Annotated in this window: 24 protein-coding genes, 1 tRNA gene and 1 pseudogene; 21 read left to right on the top strand and 5 right to left on the bottom strand. The window is 45.2% G+C overall.

The window, feature by feature from the left end:
• Positions 1-185: 185 nt before the first annotated feature.
• From rpmH to mnmC, 7 genes and pseudogenes are all read left to right on the top strand, one after another.
• Complete coding sequence (rpmH, locus tag ICV39_RS10030) at positions 186-320, top strand: 50S ribosomal protein L34 (protein ID WP_082784010.1); 135 nt, start codon at positions 186-188, stop codon at positions 318-320.
• A 7-nt stretch (positions 321-327) separates the two neighbouring features.
• Positions 328-645 carry a ribonuclease P protein component gene (gene rnpA, locus ICV39_RS10025; protein ID WP_215389926.1) on the top strand — a complete coding sequence of 106 codons (318 nt, stop codon included), beginning with the start codon at positions 328-330 and terminating at the stop codon, positions 643-645.
• Positions 646-882 (top strand): membrane protein insertion efficiency factor YidD, encoded by a 237-nt coding sequence (yidD, locus tag ICV39_RS10020; RefSeq protein ID WP_215389925.1) that lies wholly within the window; start codon positions 646-648, stop codon positions 880-882.
• A 28-nt stretch (positions 883-910) separates the two neighbouring features.
• Complete coding sequence (gene yidC, locus ICV39_RS10015; protein WP_215389924.1) at positions 911-2581, top strand: membrane protein insertase YidC; 1671 nt, start codon at positions 911-913, stop codon at positions 2579-2581.
• A gap of 31 nt (positions 2582-2612) precedes the next feature.
• A complete protein-coding gene (gene mnmE, locus ICV39_RS10010; RefSeq protein ID WP_215389923.1) occupies positions 2613-3977 on the top strand; it encodes a tRNA uridine-5-carboxymethylaminomethyl(34) synthesis GTPase MnmE in 1365 nt (454 codons plus the stop codon).
• Between the two features lie 101 nt (positions 3978-4078).
• Positions 4079-5944, top strand: coding sequence for a phosphoenolpyruvate carboxykinase (GTP) (locus ICV39_RS10005; protein ID WP_215389922.1), 1866 nt, complete (start codon positions 4079-4081; stop codon positions 5942-5944).
• 40 nt (positions 5945-5984) lie between these two features.
• Positions 5985-6986: pseudogene (gene mnmC / locus ICV39_RS10085) on the top strand (FAD-dependent 5-carboxymethylaminomethyl-2-thiouridine(34) oxidoreductase MnmC); the annotation flags it as partial.
• A 59-nt stretch (positions 6987-7045) separates the two neighbouring features.
• On the opposite strand, the gene ICV39_RS10000 reads toward mnmC, so the two are convergent.
• Together ICV39_RS10000 and dprA are read right to left on the bottom strand one after the other, a co-directional pair.
• Complete coding sequence (locus ICV39_RS10000) at positions 7046-9709, bottom strand: DNA topoisomerase III (RefSeq protein WP_215389921.1); 2664 nt, start codon at positions 9707-9709, stop codon at positions 7046-7048.
• A gap of 183 nt (positions 9710-9892) precedes the next feature.
• Positions 9893-10555: a DNA-processing protein DprA gene (gene dprA / locus ICV39_RS09995; protein WP_215389920.1), complete on the bottom strand. Its 663-nt coding sequence runs from the start codon at positions 10553-10555 to the stop codon at positions 9893-9895.
• Between the two features lie 96 nt (positions 10556-10651).
• Between dprA and def the strand changes: the two genes are divergently transcribed.
• The 11 genes from def (at position 10652) to ICV39_RS09940 (ending at position 21325) form a co-directional block, all read left to right on the top strand.
• Positions 10652-11167 carry a peptide deformylase gene (def, locus tag ICV39_RS09990; protein ID WP_215389919.1) on the top strand — a complete coding sequence of 172 codons (516 nt, stop codon included), beginning with the start codon at positions 10652-10654 and terminating at the stop codon, positions 11165-11167.
• Between the two features lie 7 nt (positions 11168-11174).
• Positions 11175-12185: a methionyl-tRNA formyltransferase gene (gene fmt, locus ICV39_RS09985; RefSeq protein WP_215389918.1), complete on the top strand. Its 1011-nt coding sequence runs from the start codon at positions 11175-11177 to the stop codon at positions 12183-12185.
• Positions 12186-12196: 11 nt separating this feature from the next.
• Positions 12197-13501 (top strand): 16S rRNA (cytosine(967)-C(5))-methyltransferase RsmB, encoded by a 1305-nt coding sequence (gene rsmB / locus ICV39_RS09980; protein WP_251372680.1) that lies wholly within the window; start codon positions 12197-12199, stop codon positions 13499-13501.
• Entirely contained in the window at positions 13498-14079 is a 582-nt protein-coding gene (locus ICV39_RS09975; protein WP_251372679.1) for a DUF4390 domain-containing protein, read from the top strand. The genes rsmB and ICV39_RS09975 overlap by 4 nt, the downstream gene beginning before the upstream one ends.
• Positions 14076-16355, top strand: coding sequence for an ATP-binding protein (locus ICV39_RS09970; RefSeq protein WP_215389917.1), 2280 nt, complete (start codon positions 14076-14078; stop codon positions 16353-16355). Before ICV39_RS09975 ends, ICV39_RS09970 begins: the two co-directional genes overlap by 4 nt.
• A 2-nt stretch (positions 16356-16357) precedes the next feature.
• Positions 16358-17041, top strand: coding sequence for a response regulator (locus tag ICV39_RS09965; RefSeq protein ID WP_215389916.1), 684 nt, complete (start codon positions 16358-16360; stop codon positions 17039-17041).
• Positions 17042-17151: 110 nt separating this feature from the next.
• Positions 17152-19356, top strand: coding sequence for an OsmC domain/YcaO domain-containing protein (locus ICV39_RS09960; RefSeq protein WP_215389915.1), 2205 nt, complete (start codon positions 17152-17154; stop codon positions 19354-19356).
• Positions 19357-19412: 56 nt separating this feature from the next.
• A tRNA-Phe gene (locus ICV39_RS09955) sits at positions 19413-19488 on the top strand.
• A gap of 74 nt (positions 19489-19562) precedes the next feature.
• On the top strand, positions 19563-19973 hold the full coding sequence (locus ICV39_RS09950; RefSeq protein ID WP_215389914.1) for an MAPEG family protein: 411 nt from the start codon (positions 19563-19565) through the stop codon (positions 19971-19973).
• The gene (locus ICV39_RS09945) at positions 19970-20896 is read left to right on the top strand and encodes an alpha/beta fold hydrolase (RefSeq protein WP_215389913.1); all 927 of its coding nucleotides are present in this window, start codon (positions 19970-19972) and stop codon (positions 20894-20896) included. Before ICV39_RS09950 ends, ICV39_RS09945 begins: the two co-directional genes overlap by 4 nt.
• Before the next feature lie 3 nt (positions 20897-20899).
• Positions 20900-21325 carry a thioesterase family protein gene (locus ICV39_RS09940; protein WP_215389912.1) on the top strand — a complete coding sequence of 142 codons (426 nt, stop codon included), beginning with the start codon at positions 20900-20902 and terminating at the stop codon, positions 21323-21325.
• 36 nt (positions 21326-21361) lie between these two features.
• Here the strand turns inward: ICV39_RS09940 and ICV39_RS09935 are convergent, their stop codons facing one another.
• A complete protein-coding gene (locus ICV39_RS09935) occupies positions 21362-21697 on the bottom strand; it encodes a hypothetical protein (protein WP_215389911.1) in 336 nt (111 codons plus the stop codon).
• Positions 21698-21734: 37 nt separating this feature from the next.
• On the opposite strand from ICV39_RS09935, the gene ICV39_RS09930 reads away from it, so the two are divergent.
• Positions 21735-22346 (top strand): hypothetical protein, encoded by a 612-nt coding sequence (locus tag ICV39_RS09930; protein ID WP_215389910.1) that lies wholly within the window; start codon positions 21735-21737, stop codon positions 22344-22346.
• 20 nt (positions 22347-22366) lie between these two features.
• Here ICV39_RS09930 and ICV39_RS09925 read toward each other — a convergent pair whose 3' ends face one another.
• Positions 22367-22858, bottom strand: a complete 492-nt coding sequence (locus ICV39_RS09925) for a Dps family protein (RefSeq protein ID WP_215389909.1) — start codon at positions 22856-22858, stop codon at positions 22367-22369.
• 387 nt (positions 22859-23245) lie between these two features.
• Between ICV39_RS09925 and ICV39_RS09920 the strand changes: the two genes are divergently transcribed.
• Together ICV39_RS09920 and ICV39_RS09915 are read left to right on the top strand one after the other, a co-directional pair.
• The gene (locus ICV39_RS09920; RefSeq protein WP_215389908.1) at positions 23246-24040 is read left to right on the top strand and encodes a substrate-binding domain-containing protein; all 795 of its coding nucleotides are present in this window, start codon (positions 23246-23248) and stop codon (positions 24038-24040) included.
• A gap of 24 nt (positions 24041-24064) precedes the next feature.
• Positions 24065-25033, top strand: a complete 969-nt coding sequence (locus ICV39_RS09915) for a tripartite tricarboxylate transporter substrate binding protein (protein ID WP_215390979.1) — start codon at positions 24065-24067, stop codon at positions 25031-25033.
• A 251-nt stretch (positions 25034-25284) separates the two neighbouring features.
• Here ICV39_RS09915 and ICV39_RS09910 read toward each other — a convergent pair.
• A protein-coding gene (locus tag ICV39_RS09910) for an IS3 family transposase (RefSeq protein WP_371816540.1) occupies positions 25285-26639 on the bottom strand; the annotation gives its coding sequence in 2 pieces (ribosomal slippage) (positions 25285-26177 and positions 26177-26639; 1356 coding nt in all).
• Between the last annotated feature and the right edge of the window lie 86 nt (positions 26640-26725).

Here is a 26725-nt window from a genome sequence, read left to right as displayed (position 1 = left end):
ATCCACAAGGCAAAAAGTCGTGGAAATCCTGTGGATAAGTTGTGAATAAACAAAAAAATTACTTATAAATTAATGGTTTGGATAAAAAACAGTCAAAAATAGAGAAAAACACCTACATATTTATTGAGATAGATTGACCTTTTGCTCTGCAACAAGGAAAATATTGGGTTTTGCAGGGATCTATCATGAAAAGAACGTATCAACCATCAGTAACCCGTCGTAAACGCACACACGGATTCCGTGTTCGCATGAAAACCAAAAGCGGTCGCGCTGTATTAAACGCACGTCGTGCCAAGGGTCGCAAACGCTTAGCTGTTTAAGTAGCAGTTGAATAGCGCAAGGATTTCTGAATTACTTAAAACGCGCCCCAAAACAAACTTGTATTGGGGTATGTATTCTGCGGGCGCTATAAATGGTGCCGATCCTGATCTAGGAATTGCGGTTGCTAAAAAATTGGCAAAACGCGCAGTAGACAGAAACCGCATTAAAAGAATGATTCGCGATTTGGTTTGGGCTGCACAATCAACAGGCTTAAAAAAAGATGTTGTTGTCAAACTTAAAAAACCAATTGGCCAACATACACGCGGTAGGCTCAGAAAAAAAGAGAGAGATCTCCTTCGGTCACAGGTGGCGGAGCTTATTTAAGTGCGTATCCTAAATAGCGCCGCCACTAAATTAGTGAAGCTTTACCAGCTGGCATTGAGCCCATATTTGGGAATACGCTGTAAATATGAGCCTTCATGCTCCCAATATGCTTGCGACTGCTTTAATCATTACGGATTTATTAAAAGCATCGGGTTGATAGGCTGGAGGGTGTTGCGCTGTAACCCATGGTCACACGGCGGTTATGATCCTGCTGTAAAACATTCATCACACCAGTAAACAAGTAAATATTAGTAAAGCGAACTAAATGGACTTTAAAAAAACAATTCTTTGGGCTGTGTTTTCTCTATCCGGGCTCATGCTTTACAACAACTGGCAAGTACATGAGGGCAAGCCTTCCATGTTTGCGGGGCCTCAACAAGGCGCCCCCTCCACGGCGGGCGAAAAACCTGGCGCACCAAAAGCGGATGCCCCTATTGCAATCTCTGGCGCTGTTGCTCCCCAGGCCCCCACTGCAAAAACGGCCCCTATCGAGAGCGCGCAAATTTTTACGCTTGAAAATGAATTGTTATCTTTGCAAATCAGTTCTGCTGGTGCAAACGTAATCGACGCCAAGCTATTAAAAGAATTAACAGCCGATCAAAAGCCAGTAGAAATTTTTAAGCACACGGCTACGCATACTTATGTAGCTCGTTCAGGTTTGGTGGCGGTGGGTAATATTGATTTACCAAATCACAACAGTGTTTTTAAGCTCGACCGTTCTGGTAAGGATGGCTCAGGCAGACCTTTTTTAGTTTTATCAAGCGAGCGCAATGGCGTTAAGTTAGAAAAAACCTTCATTCTTAATCCAGGAAGCTACGATGTTTATGTTGGGCATCGAGTAACTCAACTATCAGCGAATGCTGTGCCATTGAATTTGTATACAGAGATTGTTCGCGATGGCTCAGAAGAGGCGAAAGTAGGCCCGTTTGGTGGGGCGTTCTCCGCAAGCACCTTTACAGGACCAGCCATTTATACCGATGGTGATAAATTTAAAAAAGTTGCTTTTACTGATTTAGAAAAAAATAAATTTATTCCACCAGCGCAAATTGCGGCGGGCCAACCTGGTTGGATCGCAATGGTTCAACACTACTTTGCAAGCGCATGGATTCCAGATACAAATTTAGTGCGCGACATTTATTCTGGAAAATTGGATAACGGCCTTTATCGAGTGGGCATGCAGAGCCAGCTAGGAACAATTGCTGCTGGCACTACTGTTACAGCAAATGCGCAATTATTTGTTGGTCCACAAGAAGAGCGCATGTTAGAAAAAATTGCTCCCGGCCTTGAATTGTTAAAAGACTATGGTTACTTGACCATATTGGCTAAGCCGATTTTCTGGTTGCTCGAACATATTCACAATATCGTTGGTAACTGGGGGTGGTCAATTATTCTCCTGACCATTTTGATTAAGCTGGTTTTCTTCCCACTCTCAGCCGCGAGCTATAAGTCTATGGCTCGTATGAAAGAAGTACAGCCACGTTTAATGGCCATGAAGGAGCAGTACAAAGGCGAACCACAAAAGCTGAATCAAGCAATGATGGAGATGTATCGCAAGGAAAAGATCAACCCTCTTGGTGGATGTTTGCCGGTGGTAATTCAAATCCCAGTGTTTATTTCACTATATTGGGTGCTGCTGTCTTCCGTTGAAATGCGTGGTGCCCCATGGGTTTTATGGATCCACGACTTATCGGTTCCGGATCCGTACTACATATTGCCGGTGATTATGGCCGTGTCGATGTTTGTTCAGACCAAACTCAATCCAACACCACCTGATCCAGTGCAAGCAAAGGTAATGATGTACATGCCGATTGTTTTTTCGATCATGTTCTTCTTCTTCCCTGCTGGCCTTGTTTTATATTGGGTAGTAAATAATTTATTGTCTATTGCGCAGCAGTGGCAAATCAACAAACTATTTGGCAAAAAACCTGCCAAATAAAATGGCTTAGGTTTGTTAAAGGCAAATAGCAATGGTGACGCGTAAGATTCCCATCATTGCTATTGCTACTGCCCCAGGCAAGGCTGGGGTCGGTGTAATCCGCATCAGCGGACAAAATTTAACAGGGCTTATTCAAGCCTTGTTTCAAAAAAATCTTCAACCAAGACAAGCAACATTACTGGCTTTGCGAGACAAGCTTGGCCAGCTTATTGATCAGGTGCTTGCGATCTATTTTGTTGCCCCCGCTTCCTTTACGGGCGAAGACATTCTTGAGCTGCAGTGTCATGGCGGACCACATTTGCTTGAGTTGGTTATGCAGCGATGTCTTGAGCTTGGGAAAGATATCGGCTTAGAGATTGCTGAGCCCGGCGAGTTTAGTCTGCGGGCTTATCTAAATAATAAGATTGATTTAGCTCAGGCCGAGGCAATAGCAGATTTGATTGATGCTCAAAGCGAGGCTGCTGTTCGAGGCGCGGCAAGATCTTTGCAGGGAAATTTTTCGGATGATGTGAATGCCCTTGTAGAAGAAATCACGCAGTTACGAATTTTGGTTGAGTCCACGCTGGACTTTCCCGAAGAAGAAATTGAGTTTTTAGAAAACGCCCATGCACGCGAGCGTTTGAGTGCTGTAAAAACAAAATTGCAAATACTTCAAAATGGAGCCAAGCAAGGCAAAATTTTGCGGGACGGCATACAACTGGTTTTGGTTGGTGCGCCAAACGTTGGCAAAAGTTCTTTGCTAAATACATTGGCTGGCGAAGAGGTAGCGATCGTGACCGCCATCGCGGGGACTACCCGAGATCGGATTAAGGAAAGCATTCAAATTGAAGGCGTGCCCATGCACGTTATTGATACCGCAGGATTAAGACAGACCTCAGACGAGGTCGAGGCCAAAGGAATAGAACGAACCTGGGAGGCCATTCATTCTGCGGATCTAGTTATTTTCTTAAGCGCCCCTAATGTGGATTCGGAGGATGATGGTCTGAAAAAACGAGTTTTAGGGGCCATTCCGCCAAAGTGCGCAATTTTGGAGGTGGTAAATAAAGCCGACCTTCTGGAGCTTGGTGCGACATCTGCTTTGAACAATGTAATTGCTATTTCAGCTAAAACCGGCCAAGGGGTCGATGCCTTAAAACAGGAAATTCTAAAAAGGGTTGGTTGGGGCGGCACTCAAGAGGGCGTTATTGTCAGCCGCAGGCGTCATCTGGACTGTATTGAAAGGGCATCAGAACATATTGCAAGATCGGAGCAGTTCGCAGCAAATGGCAACAATTCGCTGGAATTGCTTGCAGAAGAGCTCGCTTTAGCCCAAAACCACCTTGGCCAAATCACTGGAAAGCTTCTTCCAGACGACCTTTTGGGCAAGATTTTTAGTCAATTTTGCATAGGCAAATAATCGTCTAATCCCCCTACTCTTATGCGGGCGGTCAATACGGTAAATGTGACCAAAATGTTAAAATCATCGGATTAAAAAATTCAATTTTCATAGGGAAACATATGACTTCAACCGCTAGCAGCCAGATCAATGTGAATGCGCCAGCTTACGTAAAAAACGAGCGTTTAATTAAGTGGGTTGCAGAAGTTGCTGCCCTCACTAAGCCAGATGCAATTCGTTGGTGTGACGGCTCTCAAGCTGAATACGATGAGTTTTGTGAGTTGTTAGTTAGTGCGGGCGTTTTCAAACGCCTAAATCCCGCTAAGCGTAAAAACTCATTTTTGGCCCTATCTGATCCTGAGGATGTGGCGCGCGTTGAAGACCGTACTTTCATTTGCTCGGCTAAAAAAGAAGACGCTGGCCCTACAAATAACTGGGTAGAGCCAAGCGAAATGCGTGCGACATTGCAACCTTTGTTCGATGGTTGCATGCGCGGCAGAACAATGTATGTGGTTCCATTTTCAATGGGTCCAATCGGTTCTCCAATTGCTCACATTGGTGTTGAGCTATCTGACAGCCCATATGTTGCAATCAATATGCGCCTAATGACTCGTATGGGTAAGGCTGTTATCGATCAACTGGGTGCTGATGGCGAATTCGTTCCCTGTATCCATACTGTTGGCAAGCCATTGGCTGCTGGCGAAAAAGATGTTGCTTGGCCAAATAACAAAACCAAATACATCGTTCACTACCCAGAAACTCGTGAGATTTGGTCTTTCGGTTCAGGCTATGGCGGCAATGCATTGTTGGGCAAAAAATGCTTTGCTTTGCGTATCGCATCTAACATGGGCCGCGATCAGGGTTGGTTAGCAGAGCACATGTTGATTTTGGGTGTGACATCGCCTGAAGGCAAGAAATACCACATTGCTGCAGCCTTCCCTTCTGCTTGCGGCAAAACCAATTTCTCTATGATGATTCCACCCAAAGGATTTGATGGTTGGAAAGTAACCACCATTGGCGATGACATTGCATGGATCAAACCTCGTAAAGATCCTGTTACAGGCAAGACACGTTTATTTGCGATTAATCCAGAGTCTGGTTACTTTGGTGTTGCTCCTGGCACAAACCGCCAAACCAACCAAAACTGTATCGATTCTTTAAATCAAGACGTTATCTTTACTAACGTTGGTTTGACTGATGATGGTGATGTTTGGTGGGAGGGTTTGACAGAAACTCCACCTGCGCATTTGATTGATTGGCAGGGCAAAGACTGGACTCCAGCAGATGGCGCAGCGGGTCGCAAAGCTGCCCATCCAAACTCACGTTTCACAGTAGCTGCAACCAATAACCCGGCAGTAGATCCAAAGTGGGATGATCCAGAAGGCGTTCCAATCGATGCATTTTTGTTCGGCGGTCGCCGCTCCAATACCGTGCCTTTGGTAAGCGAAGCGCGTGATTGGGTTGAGGGTGTTTACATGGCCGCTACCTTGGGCTCTGAAACCACCGCGGCTATCACTGGCCAGATCGGTGTTGTTCGTCGCGACCCATTTGCGATGATCGCATTTGCTGGTTACAACATGAGCGATTACTTCCAGCATTGGCTCAACATCGGCAAGAAGTTAGAAGCCGAAGGCGCTGTATTGCCAAAGATCTATTGCGTGAACTGGTTCCGCAAAGATGAGAGTGGCAAATTCGTATGGCCAGGCTTTGGCGAAAACATGCGTGTTCTCTCTTGGATTTTGAATCGTGCGGAGGGCAAGGCCAACGGTAAAGAAACTCCATTTGGTATTACTCCCGAGTACGGCGATATGCATTGGGGTGGCTTAGACTATTCTGCAGAGAAGTTTGCTAAAGCCATCACTGTTGCTGTTGATGAGTGGAAAAATGAGTTGAAGCTCCATACAGACTTGTTCGAGCACCTAGGCGAGCGCTTACCAAAAGAGTTAAAAGAAACTCGTGCCAAGATCGAACAGCGCCTTAATGCTTAATTCATAAAGCAATTAAAACCCGCATTACTAAAATTTGTTGATGACCCAACCCCAACACCATGACATTGTGGTGATTGGGGCTGGCATATGTGGTGCAACAATTGCCAATGAATTGCTTGCGCGCAATCAGTCGGTTTGTGTTGTTGATGTTGCCAGCCATCCTGCCAGCGCTTGCTCAAGCCATGCTTACGCAATAGCGCATCCCCATATAGGTAAAGGCTCCCCACGTTTATTGCGTTTAACGCGATTGGCTTTTTTATTGGCTGAATCAAGATGGGGCAAAGAGTGGCGTGCCCACGGAATTTTTCAGCCGACCAAAAAAGAAAAATTATTCAATCGAGCTGAACTTATTCAACATTTGCGTTCATTAGAACTCGGAGAGGAAATTGCCATTCCTCTCGATAGCGAAGAAGCGCAAAAAGTATGTGGAATACCTCAAAGTGGCGTTTGGATTTCCCGGGGTGCATGTCTCAATTTGTCGAAAGCAAGCAATGATCTCCTGCAATCACAACAGGGCCTAACTTGTTTATGGAATACAGAAGTTTCAAAACTTGAACAAGTAGATGGCAAATGGTTTTTGTTGAATTCTCATGATCAAGCCATTGCCTCCTCGGATAAGGTGGTGATTGCCGCGGCAATGGAGAGCAAAAAATTACTCACTAGCATCGGAGTTCGTTTGCCCCTAAAGCCAGTGCGCGGGCAGTTGAGTATTTTCTCAATTCAACCGCATGATCCATGGGTTGAGAAACTGCCTAAGGTGGGATTGTCGGGCGATGGCTATTGCTTGCCCGCAGAGCGCCAGGATGACGGCAGTTACCGATGGATTGTTGGCTCAAGTTTTGATGAGGGCGAAGATAATCTTGCCCCAAGAGAGGCGAGCGATGACTTTAATCGCGAACAAGCAAAAAATTTAGTGAACTTTTTAGAAGGCGATTCCGGCGGTCTTGTAAAGCATGATCATTTTGTTGGTGTGCGATGCGTTGCCGGCGACCGTTTGCCAATCATTGGCGCCCTTCCCCATCGACCAGGAATATTCCTCGCTACCGCGTTGGGATCGCGAGGAATATTGTGGTCTGCTTTGGCAGCCAAGTTAATTGCCGCTCAACTGTTCGAAGATGATTTCGCCTTGCTCGCACGCTTAGGCTTTGCTGCTGATTTAGTAGCAGCGCTCGCCCCCGCACGTTTTTTGGCTGGCGCCTTGGCAGCGCCTGGCGCTTTGGCTTCGAATTCAAAACCAATTTTCCCATCTGCACCTAAAGCTAGATAAGCCTTAAAGCCACGACCAGTGCGATTGGATTTGAAGTTGCTTAATAGATCCGTTTTGCCTTCTTTTAAAAGCTTCTGAATTTGTTCAGCGGATACTTCTTGTTGAAGAACAACTTTGCCGGTCTTAAAGTCACAAGATTTGCTTGGGCCGGTATTGTTCTCGCATACATATCGCATGCCGTCTTCATATACCGCGCCCGAGCATTTAGGACAAACTCCCAATGCTTGGCGGCCTGTGAAATCAATCGCTTCGGTTTCATCTTCTTTTGTGTTGCCAAAATCAAACTCTAGCTTATAGCCAGCATTTGGGTAGTCAGCATCATCCTCGGGGATTTCAGAGAGTTTAATAATTGCAGCAAACGGACGACCCATTTTGCTGCGGAAGCCCTGAAGTGGCCCGATGGTTTTTTCACGCAACAGCTCTTCCACCTCGGGGTATTCAAATGCGCGACCACCAGGCGTTTTGCTAATCGTGAAACCACATTTTTCGCAAGCAAAGCGACGATAGTTTTCTTTTACCGGCCCCTTGCAGTGTGGGCATGGGGTAGTCAACGTAGCGTAGTCGCCCGGAATAGTGTCGCTGTCATATTCTTTCGCTCGTTTCACAATACGCTGGGTCATTTGCGCGATCTCTTGCATGAAGGTATCGCGATTCATCTTGCCGTGTTCAATAAGGGAGAGTTTGTTTTCCCAGCTACCGGTCAAGTCTGGACGTGTAAGTTCCTCAACATCGAGTCCGCGTAACAGCGTCATTAACTGGAATGCTTTCGCGGTTGGAATTAGCTCGCGAACTTCCCGCACAATGTATTTTTCTGCCAGCAGTCCTTCGATAATGGCGGCGCGAGTTGCTGGCGTACCTAAGCCCTTCTCAGCCATGGCCTCGCGCATTTCATCATCATCAACCCATTTGCCTGCGCTTTCCATGGCTGAAAGCAGGGTTGCTTCCGTATAGCGTGCTGGCGGCTTGGTTTTGAGAGGAACGGCAAGTACAGATTCTGTTTGAACAGATTCGCCTTCTTGAACTGGGACAAGCTCATCATCAGCTTGATTGGATTTGCCGTAAACAGTCAACCAACCTGGATTAACAAGAACGCGCCCTTCCGTTTTGAAGTGGTGACCGGCGGCTTCTGTTATGCGGGTCGTTACCTTAAATTCGGCGGCGGGGTAGAAAACCGCTAAGAAGCGACGCACTACTAAGTCATACAGTTTTGCTTCAGGCTCACTTAGGCTTTTTGGGGTTTCCAAGGTTGGAATAATTGCGAAGTGATCAGAGATCTTGGAGTTATCGAAGATGCGCTTATTTGGTTTGATCCAGCCATAACCCGCTTTTGTTTTTGGATCCTTAGGATCTCCTTGCAAGATCTGCTTTGCAAATGGCTGATATTCGTGAGAATGATCCGCTAAGTTTTCAATGGTTTGCTTAACGGTATCTAAATAATCCTCAGGAAGTGCCTTTGCATCAGTACGCGGGTATGTCAGAACTTTGTGACGTTCATACAGCGCCTGTGCCAATCCCAGAGTATTTTTTGCTGAGAAACCAAAGCGCGCATTTGCTTCGCGTTGCAAGCTAGTTAAGTCAAATAGTTGTGGGGCAAGTTGAGTTGTGGGTTTTGATTCCTCGGTAACACTTGCTTTTTTTCCACGACAAGCAGTCACAATGCTTTGCGCCGCAGCCTCGCTCCAAAGACGATTCTCGCGTGCATCTGGTTCAGCAGCATCTTTTTTAAATTTAGGATCAAACCAGCGACCCTCATAGACGCCCGCAGCAGCAATAAATTCGGCTTTAACTTCCCAATAATCTTTTGATACGAACTTACGAATTAACTCTTCGCGCTCGACCACAATGGAGAGCGTAGGTGTTTGAACGCGTCCAACAGTAGTTAAAAAGAAGCCACCACTTTTGCTGTTGAAAGCAGTCATAGCACGCGTGCCGTTGATGCCTACAAGCCAATCAGCCTCAGAGCGGCAGCGTGCTGCATCTGCTAAGGGTTGCATTTCTTCATCGGTGCGCAAGCTTGCAAATCCTTCACGTATTGCAGCTGGCGTCATTGATTGCAACCAAAGTCGCTTTACAGTTTGCGATGCTTTTGCATGCTGTGCGATCAATCTGAAAATGAGTTCGCCTTCACGTCCCGCGTCGCATGCATTAATGAGCGAGGTGACATCTTTGCGCTTGATGAGTTTTTGTAAAACTTTTAAGCGTGATTCGGTTTTAGCAATTGGCCGAAGATCAAAATAGGGCGGCACCACAGGCAGGTTGGCAAATGACCATTTGCCACGCTTAACGTCATATTCTTCCGGTGCGGCAATTTCCAATAGGTGGCCAACAGCTGAAGAAATTAGAAAATCATCGCTTTCAAAATAGTCTTCATGTTTTGTAAACCCGCCCAGAGCTTTGGCAATGTCATTGGCAACCGAAGGTTTTTCGGCAATGATAAGTGCCTTAGGGTGTTCTACCGAAGAGGTCTTGGAGCTGCTTTTGGAAGGTGCTTTTGCCACGCGTTTGCCTAAATTTGAGCTGAAATAGATGTTTTTGCTGGGTATTAAGGAGTGCCAATTTAACCTGAATTTGGCTTGAACCCCTTTAAACCCCCTTTTTTATTATTAACCGATAAATCCAGAAAAGTCCAAAAAGCCCTCGTTTTGAGCTTGCGGCTCAGAGAAAACCCCATTTTTATGGGTTTAAATGCGGCTTTTATGGAAAACCAGCTCTTCTAGCACCTCATTAGGCTTACAAACCAGCTTGGCGCCTTGTTGGATTAGCTGGTGGCAGCCTGCATAAAGCGGGTCGTGCGCGGAGCCGGGAAGTGCAAAAACCTCCCTTCCAAGGTCTGCGGCGATTCGGGCGGTTATCAATGAGCCGGAATTTTCAGCCGCTTCAATCACCACTACCCCCAATGCTAGGGCCGCAATAATTCGATTTCGTCTAGGAAAGTGAAAGGCTTTGGGGCCGGTGCTTGGGCTCAGCTCAGAAATTAATAAGCCTTGTTGACTAATTTCGGCTGCCAGTCCCAAATGCTCTTTAGGGTAAACAATATCTAATCCGGTTCCACACACCGCCGCCGTGAAGTACATGGAAGGCCCGCTTAGCGTGGCTCGATGAGCTGCACCGTCAATACCTCTTGCTAGCCCCGAAATGATTAGAAACCCAGCTTGAGCTAGTTGGTTCGCGAATATGGTGGCATTCCTAAGACCGCGTGCGCTAGCTTGACGAGAACCAATGATGGCGATCATGGGCATTTTCAATAAGCCTAGATTGCCTGTTATATATAGCGGATTGGGAGGGTCAAACAAATCATTTAGGCGTGGTGGATAGTTTTTATCTTTTCGGAACAGTGTGTGCATGCGGGTTTTGGTTTCGAGATTCGGATTAATCATTTTGAAGACTGGGGAAATGAAAGCAATTGGGACAGATGGATTGCTCTGTTGGATAATTCCTACATGGCCTTATTAAATGTCCTTAGCTATCCTGATCCGCGCTTGCACAAGGTTGCCAAACCTGTGGCAACGGTAGATGCGCGCATTAAAAAAATAGTCGCTGATATGGCCGAAACGATGTACGAAGCTCCAGGTGTCGGTTTAGCGGCAACCCAGGTTGATATTCATGAGCGCATTGTTGTTATCGATGTTTCTGACAACCAAAATGAATTGATGGTGTTTATTAATCCCGAAATTGTTTGGGCAAGCCCTGAGAAAAAAACTTGGCGTGAAGGTTGCCTCTCGGTGCCAGAGTTTTATGATGAAGTAGAGCGTCCAGCACAGGTGAAAGTGAAGGCTCTGGATATCGACGGAAAAGAGTTTGAGGTTGATGCGGATGGATTGTTGGCGGTTTGTTTGCAACACGAACTAGATCATTTACAAGGCAAGGTATTTGTTGAATACCTATCTTTGTTGAAGCGCAATCGTATTTCACAAAAGATGAAAAAGCGCAGCAAAGAATTACTTGGTCAGCGCTAACAAACGAATGAAAATCGTTTTTGCTGGCACCCCCGATTTTGCGGCGCAAGCAATGCGTGCGATTGAGGGAGCTGGTCACAATATTGTTTTGGCTTTGACACAGCCTGATCGCCGAGCTGGCAGAGGCATGCATTTACAGGCAAGCCCAGTAAAGCAGTTCGCTTTAGAAAAAAATATTCCTGTTCTGCAACCAGAAACCCTTAGGCGAAACGCTGCAGATCCACAGAAAAAAATTCAGGCTGAGGAAGCATACAAGCAACTTTCTGAAGCTGATTTTGATGCAATGGTTGTGGTTGCATACGGCTTGATTTTGCCGCAAGAGATTTTGGATATCGCTGAGCGCCCTGGAAGATTTGGGAGCTTTAATATTCATGCTTCGCTTTTGCCGCGGTGGCGAGGCGCTGCACCTATTCAGCGTGCGATTGAGTCTGGCGATGCCAAAACAGGTATTTGCATTATGCAAATGGACGCTGGTCTAGATACTGGCGATACCGTAATGGTTGAAGAGCTTGATATTGCTTCGAATGAAACCAGCACCACTTTGCACGATAGGCTGGCAAGATTGGGCGCGAAATTAATTGTTAATACGTTGCATCAGCTTGAAACCGTTGGTAGCTTGCCTCGGAGTCCACAATCAGCACAAGGAATCACTTATGCTGAAAAGATAGTAAAGGATGAAGCAGAGATTGACTGGGGTAATGATGCCCAGAAAATTGATGCCAGAATTCGGGCATTCAACCCTTTTCCTGGGGCCACTAGTTCGATTGGCAACTTAAGCCTAAAGCTGTGGAATTCTCGAATTCCCAGAAATGCGCCGAGCGCAGAACAGGCTGATTTGGGACAAGTGCTTAGCTTTGGAGACGAGAGTGTTTTTGTAAAGTGCGGCACCGGAGTAATTGAAATTTTAGAAATGCAAAAGCCTGGCGGAAAAAGAATTCCAGCGAAATTGTGTTTACAAGGTTTAGGTGAGGCTGGCGAAATGTTGCGCTTTCAAGCTAAAGAAAATTCTGTCAATTAAGATAGCTGCCCTTGGAAGATCAAAAAACTCCACTCAACCTTCCTTTGTCTGAAGCAATTACGATCTCAGCGCAAGCGATTGGCGAGGTCATGAGCGGTAGATCATTAACAGAGGTGTTAGATCAGCTAGATGCGCATGAAAGGCCGATTATTCAGAGCCTTAGCTTTAATGCGCTTCGTAAGTGGGTTCGTTCACAGGAGTTGATCAAGCAATTTATTCCTAAAGCTCCGCCACCCGAGGTTGCCCATTTATTGAGTGTTGCTATCGCCCTTTTTCTACAAGACGGTGCCGATGGCAAAGGTTATGCCAGTCATACAATCGTTGATCAGGCGGTGAGGGCCTGCGGAGAATATGACAAGACGGTGTATGCCAAGGGCTTGGTAAATGCGGTGCTGCGCAAAGTAAGCATTGCAACACAACCTTCAGAATATCCTCCCGATCCTATACTCATGTTCGTTCCCCCTTGGTGGCGAGCAAATCTCAAGCGTAATTATTCCAAGCAGTGGCAATCAATTTTGTTTGCTCAAGCCAAGCGCGCCCCACTCATTTTGCGAGTGAATCAAAAGCAATATTCTCGAGAGCAGTATCAATCCTTATTGGATGATGCTGGCATTGCCTCATCCCCAATTGAATCCCTCGCTGGTTTTGCATTGCCGAGCGCGCTATTGATTCCTAATCCTGTCCCTGTTTCAGATCTGCCAGGTTTTTATGGCGGCGCAGTTTCTGTGCAAGATAGTGGCGCTCAATTGGCGGCAAGTTTGTTAATGCCCAATCCGAGTGACTTGATATTGGATGCATGTTCTGCGCCTGGTGGAAAAACAGCACACTTATTGGAGCTTGCAGATTGTCAAATGCTAGCCCTTGAGATTGATGAAACTCGCATTGGGAAAATTAATGGCAATCTAGATCGACTTCGATTGCGATCTGAAAAAGTAAAGGTACTTCGAGGCGATGCATCTAAATTTTCATGGTGGGATAGCGTCCTTTTCGAGAAAATTTTGCTAGATGCACCATGCTCGGCATCGGGCATAGTTGCCCGACATCCAGACATTCCATTTTTGCGGCGCCAGTCCGATATCGCGGCATTACAAAAGAAGCAACGTGAAATATTGACCCAAGCATGGCAAATGCTAAAGCCCGAAGGTTTGCTTTTGTACGTAACTTGCTCGGTATTTCCTGAAGAAGGAGAGGATCAAGCAGTTTGGTTTGCGCAGCAGCACGCCAATGCGTTACGATTAGATGCTCCAGGACAGCTTTTACCCACCGAGGTAAACGATGGTTTTTACTATGCTTTGTTTAAGAAAAATGGGCGATGAGCCAAAGAATTAAGCAATTCATCCTTTTCGGCTTGATGGCGCTGAGTTTATTTTCAACAGCTGTTAATGCTGAAGGCATCAAAATTAGATCCTTTGAATTAGAAAAGGCTGACAACGATTGGGTATTAAGTGCTGCTTTCCAAATAGAGCTTTCTCCAGGCTTGGAAGATGCGGTGCAAAAAGGCGTGGTCTTGTATTTTCAAACCGATTTTGATTTAGTCCGCTCTCGCTGGTATTGGTTTGATGAGAAAGCCATTGTCACGCAAAGACAAACGCGTCTGTCATATCAGCCCTTAACGCAACAGTACCGAATTGCTTCTGAGGGCTTAACATTTTCGGCTAGAACATTTTCTGAAGCATTACAAGCGGTCGGGAGCATTGGTGGCTGGCGTGTAATTGATGGCAGTCAGATTGACCCAAGTAAATCCTACAGCGCTGGTCTGCGCATGAGTTTGGATTTAAGCAAGCTCCCAAAACCATTTCAAGTAAATGCGCTTAATAACCGAGAATGGAATGTTTCAAGCGAATGGTTGCATTTCCCATTTTCAGCAAGTAGCCCAAGCCCAATTAAGCGATGAGAGAAGCCTTTGCGCCCCGTCAGCCAAGCTTTTTTGATTCAAAGCTATGGCGTAAAAAAATACTACCTGGTGCGATAAGCCTCATTGGCATTTTTGCTCTTTTGTTGTTGGTATTGCTTTCGATTGCTTCATCTAATACCGAGTTCTTTGATCGTTACTTCATATGGCTTTACGCAGCCAACTTAATTATTGGTGCATTTTTAATTCTGGTCATCTTGGTGCTCGGCATTGTGATTGCGGTGCGCTGGCATCGCGGTCATTTTGGAACACGCCTCATCGCGAAACTTGCCATGATTTTTGCTTTGGTAGGCATTGTTCCTGGTTTAATTTTGTACGGGGTATCACTTCAGTTCGTTTCGCGGAGTATTGAGACTTGGTTTGACGTGCAAGTGGAATCGGCTTTGAACTCGGGTTTGGAGTTGGGCCGCGTTACCTTGCGGGTGGCTCAGGAAGAGATTATGGGTGAAGGCAACTTCATTGCTGAACAAATTGCTCAAGTGCCATCGGGTACAAGTTCAGAGCAAGTTGGTGCCATGGTGATGAAGATCCGTAATCAGTTTGGGATCCAAGAAGTTAGCTTGTTTAATATGCAACGCAATTTAATACTGTCCAGCGAGCTAAAGTTGAAAAAGTATTTACCTGCACCGGGCGCCGATATTGTTGCGGAAGCATTTAAAAAGAAGGGCGTTACCTTCTTAGATCAGGTAGAGATGGACGGCGGTCAGCGAGGCTATCGGGTACGGGCAATTATTCCCGTCATTCGCAATAAAGCCCTGCTTAGCAAGGGTGCCGAAGATCGATATTTTTTACAGTTGGTGCGATACATCCCATTGCCCCTGGCAAAAAATATTTATGCTGTTGAGTCTGCTTATAGCGATTACCAGGAGAAATCATTAGGACGCATTGGCCTACGAAAAATGTTCGTGGGCACCCTAACGCTCACACTGTTCTTCGCTCTATTTGTCGCGGTAACTTTGGCATTGCTATTGGGTCGTCAATTGGCTCGACCATTATTAATGCTGCTTAAGGGTACCCAAGCTGTTGCACAGGGTGACCTATCTCCCAAGCCAGAGCTAGATACGGGCGATGAGTTGGGAATGTTAACAAGACAATTTAATGTCATGACTAAGCAATTGGCCGACACTCGCACATCGCTGCAAGAGTCAAAGGCCTTTTTGGAAAAAGTGCTAGGGAGCCTTACGGCCGGCGTTTGTATTTTTGACAGAAATTACAACGTTGTTTCTAGTAATGCGGGTGCGGACCGAATCTTTGCCCAAGACTTAACTTTGCTTGATGGAAAACCGCTGAGCAGTAACCCTGCGCTTGTTGATTTTGAAGAGGCTATCAAGGAAGGTTTCGCTACGATGAAGCTTGCTGTTGCTGAAGGCGCTCCCGAGAATGCGGCAACACCAATTTGGCAAAAGCAAATTCAGCTACATACCAGTAATGAATATAAAAATGAACCAGGTGTAACCTTGTTTGTTCGTGGTACCCAACTAACAGCAGACCTTCGCATGGTGGTGTTTGATGACATCACAGATGTGGTTAGCGCCCAAAGATCGATTGCTTGGAGCGAAGTTGCTAGACGTTTGGCCCACGAGATTAAAAATCCATTGACTCCAATTCAGCTATCAGCTGAGCGATTGCAACATAAATTGGCCGGTAAGCTCAGTTCTGAGCAAGAAGAGATGATCAATCGCAGCACTGAAACCATTATTAGTCAGGTGCAGGCGATGAAAGAAATGGTGAATGATTTCCGTGATTTTGCGAAGACACCAACTCCTCAATTAAAGCCCGTTTCTATCAACACACTTACCTCAGAAATATTGGGCCTTTATGAGGGAAGTCTAATACGTACACATCTTGATTCTCGTTGCCCCGATATCATGGGAGATCCGACTCAGCTCAGACAGGTCATTCATAACTTGCTCCAGAATGCTCAAGACTCGACTTTGGAGGGCACTAGACAGGCAGAGCCGGTTGAAGTTAAAACCGAGTTGGTGTCTTATGGAGAGCAAATCGGAGCTACACAAAATGCAGTTCGCTTAACAATAAGTGATAGTGGTGTTGGATTTCCAGCTAAGATATTGGCAAGAGCATTTGAACCTTACGTTACTACGAAGACCAAGGGCACGGGTTTAGGATTGGCTGTAGTGAAAAAAATTATTGATGATCACGGTGCCAAAATAGAGATTCGGAATCGTATGCAGGGAGAAGAAGTGGTTGGTGCGCAAGTATCCATTTTGTTTATGAACTTAGCAAAAGAGGCTGCCTAAGTATGGCGAGTATTTTGGTTGTTGATGATGAGATGGGAATTCGTGAGCTTCTCAATGAGATTCTCACGGACGAGGGCCACACTGTGTATGCCGCCGAGAGCGCTATACAGGCGCGCACTATTCGCGAGCAGATGCGACCCGATTTAGTCTTGTTAGATATTTGGATGCCAGATACTGACGGCATTACTTTGCTTAAGGAGTGGTCTAAGACCGGTCAACTAACAATGCCTGTGGTGATGATGTCAGGCCACGCAACGATTGATACAGCTGTAGAGGCAACTCGTATTGGCGCACTAAACTTTTTAGAGAAGCCAATCGCCTTACAAAAGCTATTAAAGACGGTTAGTAAGGCGCTAGAGAGCTCGCCAAAACACATTGAGCCAGCAGAAGATAAGACGCTGGCCACTGGAATCCCGGTGAGTACAGCAACAAAACCTTCTGCTGCTGAGCCTGTGTCCGCGCCTCTTGAGGGTGAGTACATTAGCGGAATTGCAAAGACCTATTTTGATTTGCCCCTAAGAGAGGCGCGTGATTTGTTTGAGAAAGCTTACTTTGAGCATCAAATGCAAATCATGGGCGGCAGTATGACCAAGATTTCAGAGTACACGGGCTTAGAAAGAACCCACCTATATCGCAAGTTGAAGGCCCTGGGCATTGATACGTCCCGTAATAAGGGCGAGCAATAAAATCTATCAGTAATTAGCCATAACTTTTTGGCAAATTATTTTTTATTGAGGTGTGCTTGAAACAATCACAAGGCTCAGGTTGATGGCATATCTTATTCGGAATCATTCCCATGGAAATTAAGGTCAACTTTCTCGATAAGCTTCGTCTAGAAGCTAAGTTCGATGACTTCACGGTGATTGCTGACCAGCCTATTCGCTATAAGGGTGACGGCTCAGCACCAGGGCCATTCGATTATTTTTTAGCATCTTCTGCTTTATGCGCCGCGTACTTTGTAAAGCTCTATTGCGATACGCGCAATATTTCTACTGAAAATATTCGCCTCTCACAAAATAATATTGTTGATCCTGACAATCGCTATCAGCAGATCTTCAAAATCCAAGTTGAACTGCCTGAAGATATTTCGGCGGTAGATCGCCAAGGGATTTTGCGCTCCATTGAGCGGTGCACGGTTAAGAAAGTGGTCCAGGCTGGTCCAGAGTTTGTCATTGAAGAGGTAAGGAATTTAGATGCCGATGCCCAGACCTTGTTAAATCTAAAGCCTGCTGCCGACACAAACACTTTTATTCTTGGTAAGGATTTGCCGCTAGAGCAAACCATTGTCAATATGTCTAAAGTGTTGGCTGATCTGGGAATTAAGATTGAGATTGCCTCCTGGCGCAACCTTATCCCAAATGTATGGTCATTGCATATCCGTGACGCACACTCGCCAATGTGTTTTACCAATGGCAAAGGATCGACAAAAGAGAGTGCTCTAGCCTCGGCTTTGGGTGAATATATTGAGAGACTTAGCAATAACCATTTTTATGCTGGCGCATACTGGGGTGAAGATATCGCCAACAATGAATTTGTGCATTACCCAAATGAACGCTGGTTCAAGCCAGCCAGCAAAGATACCCTGCCACCAGAAATTCTGGATGAGTACTGCCTAAACATTTTTGATCCAGACGGTGAGTTGCGTGCTTCACATTTGATTGATACCAATTCTGGAAACATTGAACGGGGTATTTGTTGTTTGCCTTATGTTCGTCAATCAGATGGTAAGACGATTTATTTTCCGACAAACTTAATCGAGAACCTTTACGTAAGTAATGGCATGAGCGCAGGAAATACTTTGGCAGAAGCGCAAGTGCAATGCTTATCAGAAATATTTGAGCGTGCGGTTAAAAGAGAGATCCTGGAGGGTGAAATTGCTTTACCTGATGTGCCGCGAGAAGTGCTTGAAAAGTACCCAAGCATCTTGGCGGGCATTCAAGGGCTAGAGGAGCAAGGATTTCCAGTCTTAGTAAAGGATGCATCACTTGGGGGAGTTTATCCAGTGATGTGCGTTACCTTGATGAATCCTAGAACAGGTGGCGTATTTGCTTCCTTTGGGGCTCACCCAAGCTTAGAGGTTGCCCTAGAGCGAAGCTTAACTGAACTGCTTCAGGGTCGAAGCCTGGAGGGTTTGAATGATTTGCCCCCACCCACCTTTGCAAGTGAGGCAGTAACTGAGCCTAATAACTTTGTTGAGCACTTTATCGATTCAAGCGGAATAGTGTCGTGGCGCTTTTTTAGTGCAAAGGCTGATTATCAGTTTGTTGAATGGAATTTTTCGGGTCGCGGTGAAGATTCCAATGCGCAGGAGGCTGCAACATTATTCGGCATTCTTAAGACCATGGGCAAAGAAGCGTATGTTGCTGTGTACGATCAACTGGGTGCGATCGCTTGCCGAATTCTCGTACCCGGCTATTCGGAGGTCTATCCAGCAGAAGATCTGGTGTGGGACAACACAAATAAAGCATTGCTATTCCGTCACGATATTCTGAATTTACATTCACTAGGCGATACAAAACTCAGTGCATTGTTAGATCGATTAGAGAATAACGAGCTTGATGAGTATGGAGATATTGCAACGCTGATTGGTATTGAGTTTGATGAGAATACGCCTTGGGGCCAGTTAACAGTTTTAGAGTTAAAGCTATTAATTCAGTTGGCACTTAAAAATTTCGATGAAGCGCAAGAATTGGTGGGCGCTTTTCTTCAATACAACGACAACACTGTTGAGCGCAAATTGTTCTATCAGGCTCTCAATGCAGTTTTAGAAATTGTCCTTAATGAAGATCTAGAGCTTGAAGACTATGAGGTAAACCTTCGCAGAATGTTTGGTAGCGAGCGCATGGATGCAGTGCTGGGCTCGGTAAATGGCTCAGTCCGGTTTTATGGGCTGACCCCAACCAGTATCAAACTAGAGGGTCTTGACCGCCACCACCGCTTGCTCGATAGCTACAAGAAATTACATGTAGCCCGCTCAAGGGCGATAACTGCCTCTAGTTAGCGTCACTAGGCATATTTTCTAAGATAAAACCAGTTTCCTTTATAATTTCAAGTCTTGGCCTGGTAGCTCAGTCGGTAGAGCAGAGGATTGAAAATCCTTGTGTCGGTGGTTCGATTCCGCCCCGGGCCACCAAGAAATACTTAAACCACCTTCGGGTGGTTTTTTATTTCCCGATTAGTATTTAGGAATTCTTCCGGGAGATCTAAATGCTACTAGTCACTTCAATCATTGCCTCCGTTTTAACCATCATCTTTATAAAACTCTCTTTTGCGGTCATTGGCCTTCGTAGAAAGAACAAAGTGGGCTTAGGTAGTGGTGGTTATGAAGATCTAGAAAGGGCGATTCGTGCCCAAGGCAATTTTGCTGAATATGTCCCATTCGGAATTATTTTGATTGCTTGTCTGGAGCTCAATGGTGCACCCTGGTGGTTGGTCGCTATTCCTGGAGTTGCACTCATTATTGGCCGCTTGATTCACGCTAAGGGAATTAATGTGCCCCCGCCTGATTTCAGCAAAAGAATACTGGGAATGAAATTTACCTTCAACACACTAATTGCTCTAGTTGTATTGAACTTAGTTTGGTCACTATATCTTCTATTCGTTTTGGAGGGCAAATGAATTATCGCCAGGCGGGTATTCGCATTTTAGTTGCCGCATCATTTGCGCTACTTTCAGCATTGTTTGGGTTTATTGGCTCTGCTCATGCCCAATTCAAGGCCGAGGTTAAATATGCCCAGGTTGGAGAGGTTAGGCTTGCTTACTACACCCGTGGCCAGGGTGACCCGATGATTTTGATTAATGGATATTCCGCAACGATGAGCATGTGGGATCCGGCTTTGATTGACGAGCTATCGAAAAACAATACTTTGATCCTTTTTGATAATCGCGGCATTGGACTATCTAGCGATACTAAAGAAAATAAAACCACTATGGCTCAGATGGCTGATGATGCCGCTGGGCTAGTGAAGGCACTTGGTTATAAAAAAGCCAATGTATTGGGTTGGTCAATGGGGGCTCGTGTTGCACAGCAATTTTTGATTAGACATCCCGACACAGTTATTAAGGGTATTCTTTGCGCGCCAAATCCAGGTGGTAAGCATCAGGTCAAGGCAAGCAAAAAGACAGAGGAAGAGTTAAACAACCCTCATTTATCAGTCATGGAAAATGTTGCCCTTCTATTCCCAAACAATGAGGCTGGAAGGCAAGCTGCTAAAGATGCGCTAGCAAGAGAGCAGGCTGCGAAGCTAGCAGGAGCCATTCCTGACGATTTTGATATCTCTAAAGAGTCTAAGCTTCGCCAAACTCGCGCAAGAACAACGCTTTGGGATGCTGATAATAAAAACTTTGCCGATTTAAAAAATATTAAGGTTCCCGTGCTAGTGGCAGATGGTCAATACGACATTTTGGATGTCCCCAAAAATTCTCAAATCATTGCAAATCAGATCCCGTTTGCTTGGCTGGCCTTTTTTGATGGTGGCCATGCTTTCTTATTTCAGCAACATCAGAAATTCGCTGAAACTCTTAATGCTTTTATGAGGTAAGCCATGAAAGATTCTTTACGATCCGGCATTCAATATGAACATAAATTCAAAATTCCTAAGTCCAAAACAGTCCCGTCTTTGTACCCCGAGGCCGAAGAGTTTGTGGCAATGCCAGAGGTATTTGCCACCGGCTTTCTGGTGGGCTTTTTAGAGTGGGCTTGTATTAAAGCAATCAACCCTCATTTGGATTGGCCGCAAGAGCAATCTTTAGGGACCCATATTAATGTGAGCCATGAGGCGGCGACCCCCGTTGGTTTGGAGGTCACTGCTAAAGTTAAATTAATTGCTGTGGATGGAAAAAAGTTAACGTTTGAAGTGGAGGCTCACGACGGTGTCGACTTAATTTCCAAAGGACTACATGAGCGGTTTGTTATTAATCGTCAAAAGTTTGATGAGCGCATCAAAACAAAGGCAAATAATTTTGTTTAAAGTGCTAGCTTAGTTTATGTTGCTAAGTAAGCCCTATTAGGCGTTTACTGCTTTTTCTAGGGCTTGGCTTAATCCGGCAAAATATTTTGTTGCTTTTTTTGTAAGCTCAATTTGCTTTACTCTGCCATCGTTCGTTGGCTTAAGTTTTAAATAACCATCATCTACTAAGGCGTGGAGCCTTTTGTGGAGGGTTGCTTGAGACCCAAATTGGCTGAGCATCAGAATATCGCCAACCACAATCTTGCCTTTGTTTAGAACTATGTGCTTGCTAATGTGCTCAAGAATATCTTTGCTCAACGAATCCAAAGGCTTGTCATTGGGATTAATAAGCGTATCCGCAAGATGCAAAAAGCGTAAGTAAGAATTTGTCATTTCAGTAGCGTCCCCTGTTTTTAAGTATGATGGGTCTGTGCCCATATCTTCAATAAATCAAATACGACTCCCCATTATCCTCCTAAAAATAGGAGTACCGTTCTGCCTATACTTTTTTACGCTATATCTTGTTAAAGCCTTCCCAGCACTAGAGAATCGCCCCGAGCTTAGTTACTTTATTTACCTCCCTGCAGGTGTTAAGGTACTCTCAGTTTTAATTTTTGGTTGGATGGCTGCGATAGGCGTTGGCCTAGCCGTATTTATTAGGCTTATTATTTTTCAACCAGAACAGCCTTGGTACATATGGTTAACGGTAGCGACGGTTGGGAGTGCCATTTTAGTTCTCGTTATAAATTTAACGCTTAAGGGCCTAGGAATTGCGCGGGACCTTCATAATTTGAAATATCGCGATGTTGTAACGCTGGCTTTACTTGCGAGCGTTGCCCATGGGTTTAGTTATACCTATGTGATTTTCGTAGTTCATAACTATGCCTTTGACAATTTCATGCGCGAAAGCATGATCATTGTTATGGGCGGCTTCTTCGGGAACATGTTAGTGATCGGCTTGCTGACCTATTTTGCCCAGCATAGCCGATGGTTGCGGCAACAAATTCAACGATTGAATAAAGATAGCGCCCAGCAGGAATAAACCTAAGGGCGCCGAGTACCTTACTCCTCTAGCAGGCTTCGCAACATCCAAGCCGTTTTCTCGTGCACATCTTGTCTTTGGGTTAATAAATCAGCAGTTGGCTGATCATTTGCTTTTTCTACCAAGGGAAAAAGCTTGCGCGCAGTCTTTGCTGTTGCCTCTTGTGCCTTTACAAGAAGCCTGACCATTTCCATCGCTTTCGGAGTTCCTTGTACCTCATCAATAGAAGTTAGTTTGGCAAATTCTTTATATGTTCCAGGTGCTGGCTCGCCAAGTGCCCTGATCCGTTCGGCGATAAGATCAAGTGCAGCCCATTGCTCTGTATATTGAGCCATGAACATCGTATGCAGGGTGTTAAACATGGGCCCTTTTACGTTCCAATGGAAGTTATGGGTCATAAGGTAGAGGGAGTAGCTATCGGCTAAAAGCGCCGATAAGCCTTTGGCAATCGCTTTGCGATCCTTTTCGCTGATGCCAATGTCAATTACAGTTTTGTTTGATTTTGTGGCCATGGTTATATCTCCTTTGATCAACGAACACCATAGAATCATTATCGGGAAATTAATTGTTATTGGTCTAACGAATTATTTTGATTTTATTGATCTGAAAATTCGATAATATGATTAGATTCGTTTAGGATGAGATGGTAAAGGTTTTGAGTAACGTCAATTAACGAGGGATTATGAAAAGATTTTCTTTAATGCTGTCTATAGCTATATCTACTTTGTGCTTGAGTGCGTGTCTTGCGAGCACCACATCACCCGTTGGCGTGAATTGCGATTTCAGCCAAGAAAAACCATTGCGAGAAATGCCGTTAGATTGTCAGGGTAGGTAACGAAAATTGCCGGTAAATGGTAAAAGATTAAGCTTGCCTCGATATAAAAATTTAGGAAAAGAAAATGAAGCTCTTGAATTACATTAAGCATGTCTTTTTGATTGTCGCTATTGGCTTGCTTGGCGCTACATCGGTATTTGCTGCCGATATTCAAGTAATTACTTCAGGTGCATTTGCTGAGGCATTGAAAGCTCTAGTGCCTGAATATGAAAAGCAGTCGCCTAATAAGGTAATTATTTCTTATGGTTCATCTATGGGTGCGGCCCCGGATTCAATTCCTTCAAGGCTAGCAAGAGATGAAAAGTTTGATGTCTTAATTTTGGCGTCACCATCTTTAGATGGCTTTATCAAAAGTGGAGCAGTGCAACCAGGCACTCGCGTAGATCTGGTTGCTTCAGTGATTGGTGCTGCTGTTAAAGCGGGCGCTCCCAAGCCTGATATCAGCACCGTTCCAGCCTTAAAGCAAGCCTTGCTCAATGCAAAATCTGTGGCTTATTCAGCTAGTGCAAGCGGAACCTACTTATCCACCGAGCTATTTCCTAAATTGGGGATTGCCGAGCAAATGAGTAAAACAGCGAAAAAGATTTATAGCGAGCGCGTTGGCACTGTAGTAGCAAGAGGTGATGCAGAGCTGGGTTTTCAGCAGGTTAGCGAATTGATTCCCATTCCGGGAATTGATTTCATTGGTGAGATTCCTCCAGAAGTTCAGCAAACCGTTTTGTTCTCCGCGGGCATTACTAGTAATGTTGCAAACCTAAATGCTTCTAGAGATCTGATCGCATTTCTGGCTTCCCCCAAAGCTGCGCCAACTATTCAGAAGGCTGGACTTAAGCCGATGTTGCCCGCATTGCCTTGGTAAATTATTCAATTAAGAAAGAATATGATGACAACTAGAAAACTGATTCAATTTATTTTGTTGGCACTTTTGTTGCCGAGCATTTCCATTGCCCAAGAATTTCCGCCTAAAAAGACGGTAACAATGGTTGTGGGCTTTGCGGCTGGGGGTTCAGCAGATACTGCTGCTCGCGTTATCGCTAAAAAGCTTGGGGAGGATATAGGTCAGGCTGTGGTGGTGGATAACAGGCCAGGTGCTGGCGGTAATATTGCTCACGGCGTAGTTGCGAATGGCCCGACGGACGGTTCAATGATTCTCTTGGGGTCAATTGGCCCTTTAACCATTGCTCCGCACATGATGAAGATTTCATATGATCCCGTTAAAGATCTTGCGCCTTTAACAATGGGTCTCATGTTTCCGAATATCTTAGTGGTGCCTCCATCTTTGGGTGTGAAGAGTTTGAAGGATCTTGTGGCATTGGCAAAGAAAGAGCCGGGCAAATTGACTTTTGCTTCTACAGGTAGTGGATCCGCATCACACTTACAAGGTGAATTATTTGATGCGGTTGCCGGCATCGATATGGTTCATGTGCCTTATAAGGGCGGTAATCCAGCAATGATCGATGTGTTATCGGGAAGGGTTTCTGTATACTACTCATCCCCATCAACTGCGGGCCCATTTATTAAAGAGGGAAAACTGATTCCATTGGCAGTAACTAGTTCAAAGCGTTCTCCTTTTTATCCAAAGGTCCCAACAATTGCTGAGTCTGGATATCCAGGATTTGACTCTACAAATTGGTATGCATTTATGGCTCCAGGAAAAACGCCAACGCCAATTTTGGATGGATGGAATAAGGCTCTTGTAAAGGTCCTGAGTGATAAGTCTGTGATTGCTGCACTTGGCGAGCACAACTTTAGTCCTGCTCCAATGAGCAGAGCGGATTTAGCAAAATTTATGGCTAAGGAATCTGCTACTTGGGCAAAAATTATTAAAGATAAAAATATTACTGAAGAATAACTCTTGATAAAACCACCTCCGGGTGGTTTTATTTTGTCAGGTAACCCGACAAACCAAGTGCCACAAGTGTCCGGAAACAAGACACTTACTAACCAAATCTTCCGATAGTCACCTACGGTTGCCTAACGCATCACATCCTGATCCATAGCGACATATAAGATCTTGGATTGTTACCAATAGTCATCTCATTTACCGTAACCAAAAAGGAAAACCCACCGAGTGAACTGACCCCCAAAAGTTGGACAGTTTAGTTAGGTTACCAGAAGGGATTGAGTACGGTATTGCACCGGACTTAATCCCTTTAGTTTTTGCTTAATACGATCATGGTTGTAGTAGTCGATGTATTCCTTAAGCTCCTTTTTAAAAGATGGGACATCTGCAAACTTCTTTTGATAGAAGAACTCGGTTTTCATAATCCCAAACCAGTTCTCCATTACGGCGTTATCTAAGCAGTTGCCTTTTCTAGACATGCTCTGAGTAATGCCTTTCTCCTTTAAGGCTTGCTGATAAAGCCCCATCTGGTATTGCCAGCCCTGATCTGAGTGCAACACAGGCCTATCTTCTTTTTTGAGTTGTTTAAAAGCCTTTTGGAGCATTTGCATGACCGAACTAATCTGAGGTCGATCGGCAACCTCATAGGAGATGATCTCGCCGTTATACAGATCTAAGACTGGTGAGAGATACACCTTCTCGCCTTTGACATTGAACTGCGTGACATCGGTCACCCATTTTTGATTGGGTTTACTGGTCTCAAAGTTGCGCTCCAGCAAGTTGGGAGCCACCTTACCTACAGAGCCTTTGTAAGACTGGTAGCGCTTCGGTCTGACTAGGGATTTGAGTCCTAGCTGAGTCATGAGCTTTTGCACGGTCTTGTGGTTTAGATATTGCTGCTGGTTGCGCAGTTCTAAGTGCACCCGCCGATAGCCATAGCGCCCTTGATGGGCGCTAAAGATCTGCGTAATTTGCTCTTTAGCAGATTGATAGGGGTCGGATCGATTACTACCGACCTTAACCCAGTAGTAATAAACGCTTTTAGCCATCTTGGCGATGGTCAGTAAATCGAGTAAACGGTAATGTGGCCTTAGCTCAGTGATGACTTGGGCTTGTTCTCTTTTGCTGCTTTGCTCTGAGCTAAGGCTTCTAACTTTTTTAGGTAGGCAGCCTCTGCTTCGGCATACTCTAAACGTCTTCGCAACTCTTCGGGGGTGAGCTCAGAGATGGGCTTTTTAAGCAGTGCTTTGATATTGAACTGGGACATGGACAACCTTCCCTTGGGCTTAGGTTTTAGAGCAGTAATGCCACCTTCATTGTAGAGGCGTTGCCACTGCAAAATGGTGGTCATGCTGCCAATCCTAAAGTGGGCAGCAGTTGGTCTAGCTGATACTTGGTGCTTGGCCATGTACTGCAGAACTTGCAATTTGAACTGCGGACAGTAGTGTTGCCGCTTTGGGGATAGGCCACTGTGCCCATGTGCTTGATAGGCTAGAACCCATTTACGGACATCTGCGTGACTAATCTCAAATAAGTGGCCTACCCGCTTAAGACCACCTGACTTTAAAAACTCCTGAACTACCTTTAGCTTGAACTGCTTGTTGTACTTGCTCATAAAACAAAACCCCCTTGGTTGGACACCCAATCCAGCTAAAAGGGGTCAGTTCAGATATATCCAGGGACTTTTGTATAACTGGCGGG

The organism is Polynucleobacter sp. MWH-UH25E (genome assembly GCF_018687095.1).
Taxonomy (GTDB): Bacteria; Pseudomonadota; Gammaproteobacteria; order Burkholderiales; family Burkholderiaceae; genus Polynucleobacter.
Note: the sequence above shows the minus strand (reverse complement) of the source record. Positions and strands in the feature narration are given on the sequence as shown.

Coding starts and splice junctions, on each gene's coding strand:
- rpmH (WP_082784010.1), top strand. CDS start 186: ATGAAAAGAACGTATCAACCATCAGTAACCCGTCGTAAACGCACACAC.
- yidC (WP_215389924.1), top strand. CDS start 911: ATGGACTTTAAAAAAACAATTCTTTGGGCTGTGTTTTCTCTATCCGGG.
- mnmE (WP_215389923.1), top strand. CDS start 2,613: ATGGTGACGCGTAAGATTCCCATCATTGCTATTGCTACTGCCCCAGGC.
- ICV39_RS10005 (WP_215389922.1), top strand. CDS start 4,079: ATGACTTCAACCGCTAGCAGCCAGATCAATGTGAATGCGCCAGCTTAC.
- dprA (WP_215389920.1), bottom strand. CDS start 10,555: ATGCACACACTGTTCCGAAAAGATAAAAACTATCCACCACGCCTAAAT.
- def (WP_215389919.1), top strand. CDS start 10,652: ATGGCCTTATTAAATGTCCTTAGCTATCCTGATCCGCGCTTGCACAAG.
- fmt (WP_215389918.1), top strand. CDS start 11,175: ATGAAAATCGTTTTTGCTGGCACCCCCGATTTTGCGGCGCAAGCAATG.
- ICV39_RS09975 (WP_251372679.1), top strand. CDS start 13,498: ATGAGCCAAAGAATTAAGCAATTCATCCTTTTCGGCTTGATGGCGCTG.
- ICV39_RS09970 (WP_215389917.1), top strand. CDS start 14,076: ATGAGAGAAGCCTTTGCGCCCCGTCAGCCAAGCTTTTTTGATTCAAAG.
- ICV39_RS09965 (WP_215389916.1), top strand. CDS start 16,358: ATGGCGAGTATTTTGGTTGTTGATGATGAGATGGGAATTCGTGAGCTT.
- ICV39_RS09960 (WP_215389915.1), top strand. CDS start 17,152: ATGGAAATTAAGGTCAACTTTCTCGATAAGCTTCGTCTAGAAGCTAAG.
- ICV39_RS09950 (WP_215389914.1), top strand. CDS start 19,563: ATGCTACTAGTCACTTCAATCATTGCCTCCGTTTTAACCATCATCTTT.
- ICV39_RS09945 (WP_215389913.1), top strand. CDS start 19,970: ATGAATTATCGCCAGGCGGGTATTCGCATTTTAGTTGCCGCATCATTT.
- ICV39_RS09940 (WP_215389912.1), top strand. CDS start 20,900: ATGAAAGATTCTTTACGATCCGGCATTCAATATGAACATAAATTCAAA.
- ICV39_RS09935 (WP_215389911.1), bottom strand. CDS start 21,697: ATGACAAATTCTTACTTACGCTTTTTGCATCTTGCGGATACGCTTATT.
- ICV39_RS09925 (WP_215389909.1), bottom strand. CDS start 22,858: ATGGCCACAAAATCAAACAAAACTGTAATTGACATTGGCATCAGCGAA.
- ICV39_RS09920 (WP_215389908.1), top strand. CDS start 23,246: ATGAAGCTCTTGAATTACATTAAGCATGTCTTTTTGATTGTCGCTATT.
- ICV39_RS09915 (WP_215390979.1), top strand. CDS start 24,065: ATGACAACTAGAAAACTGATTCAATTTATTTTGTTGGCACTTTTGTTG.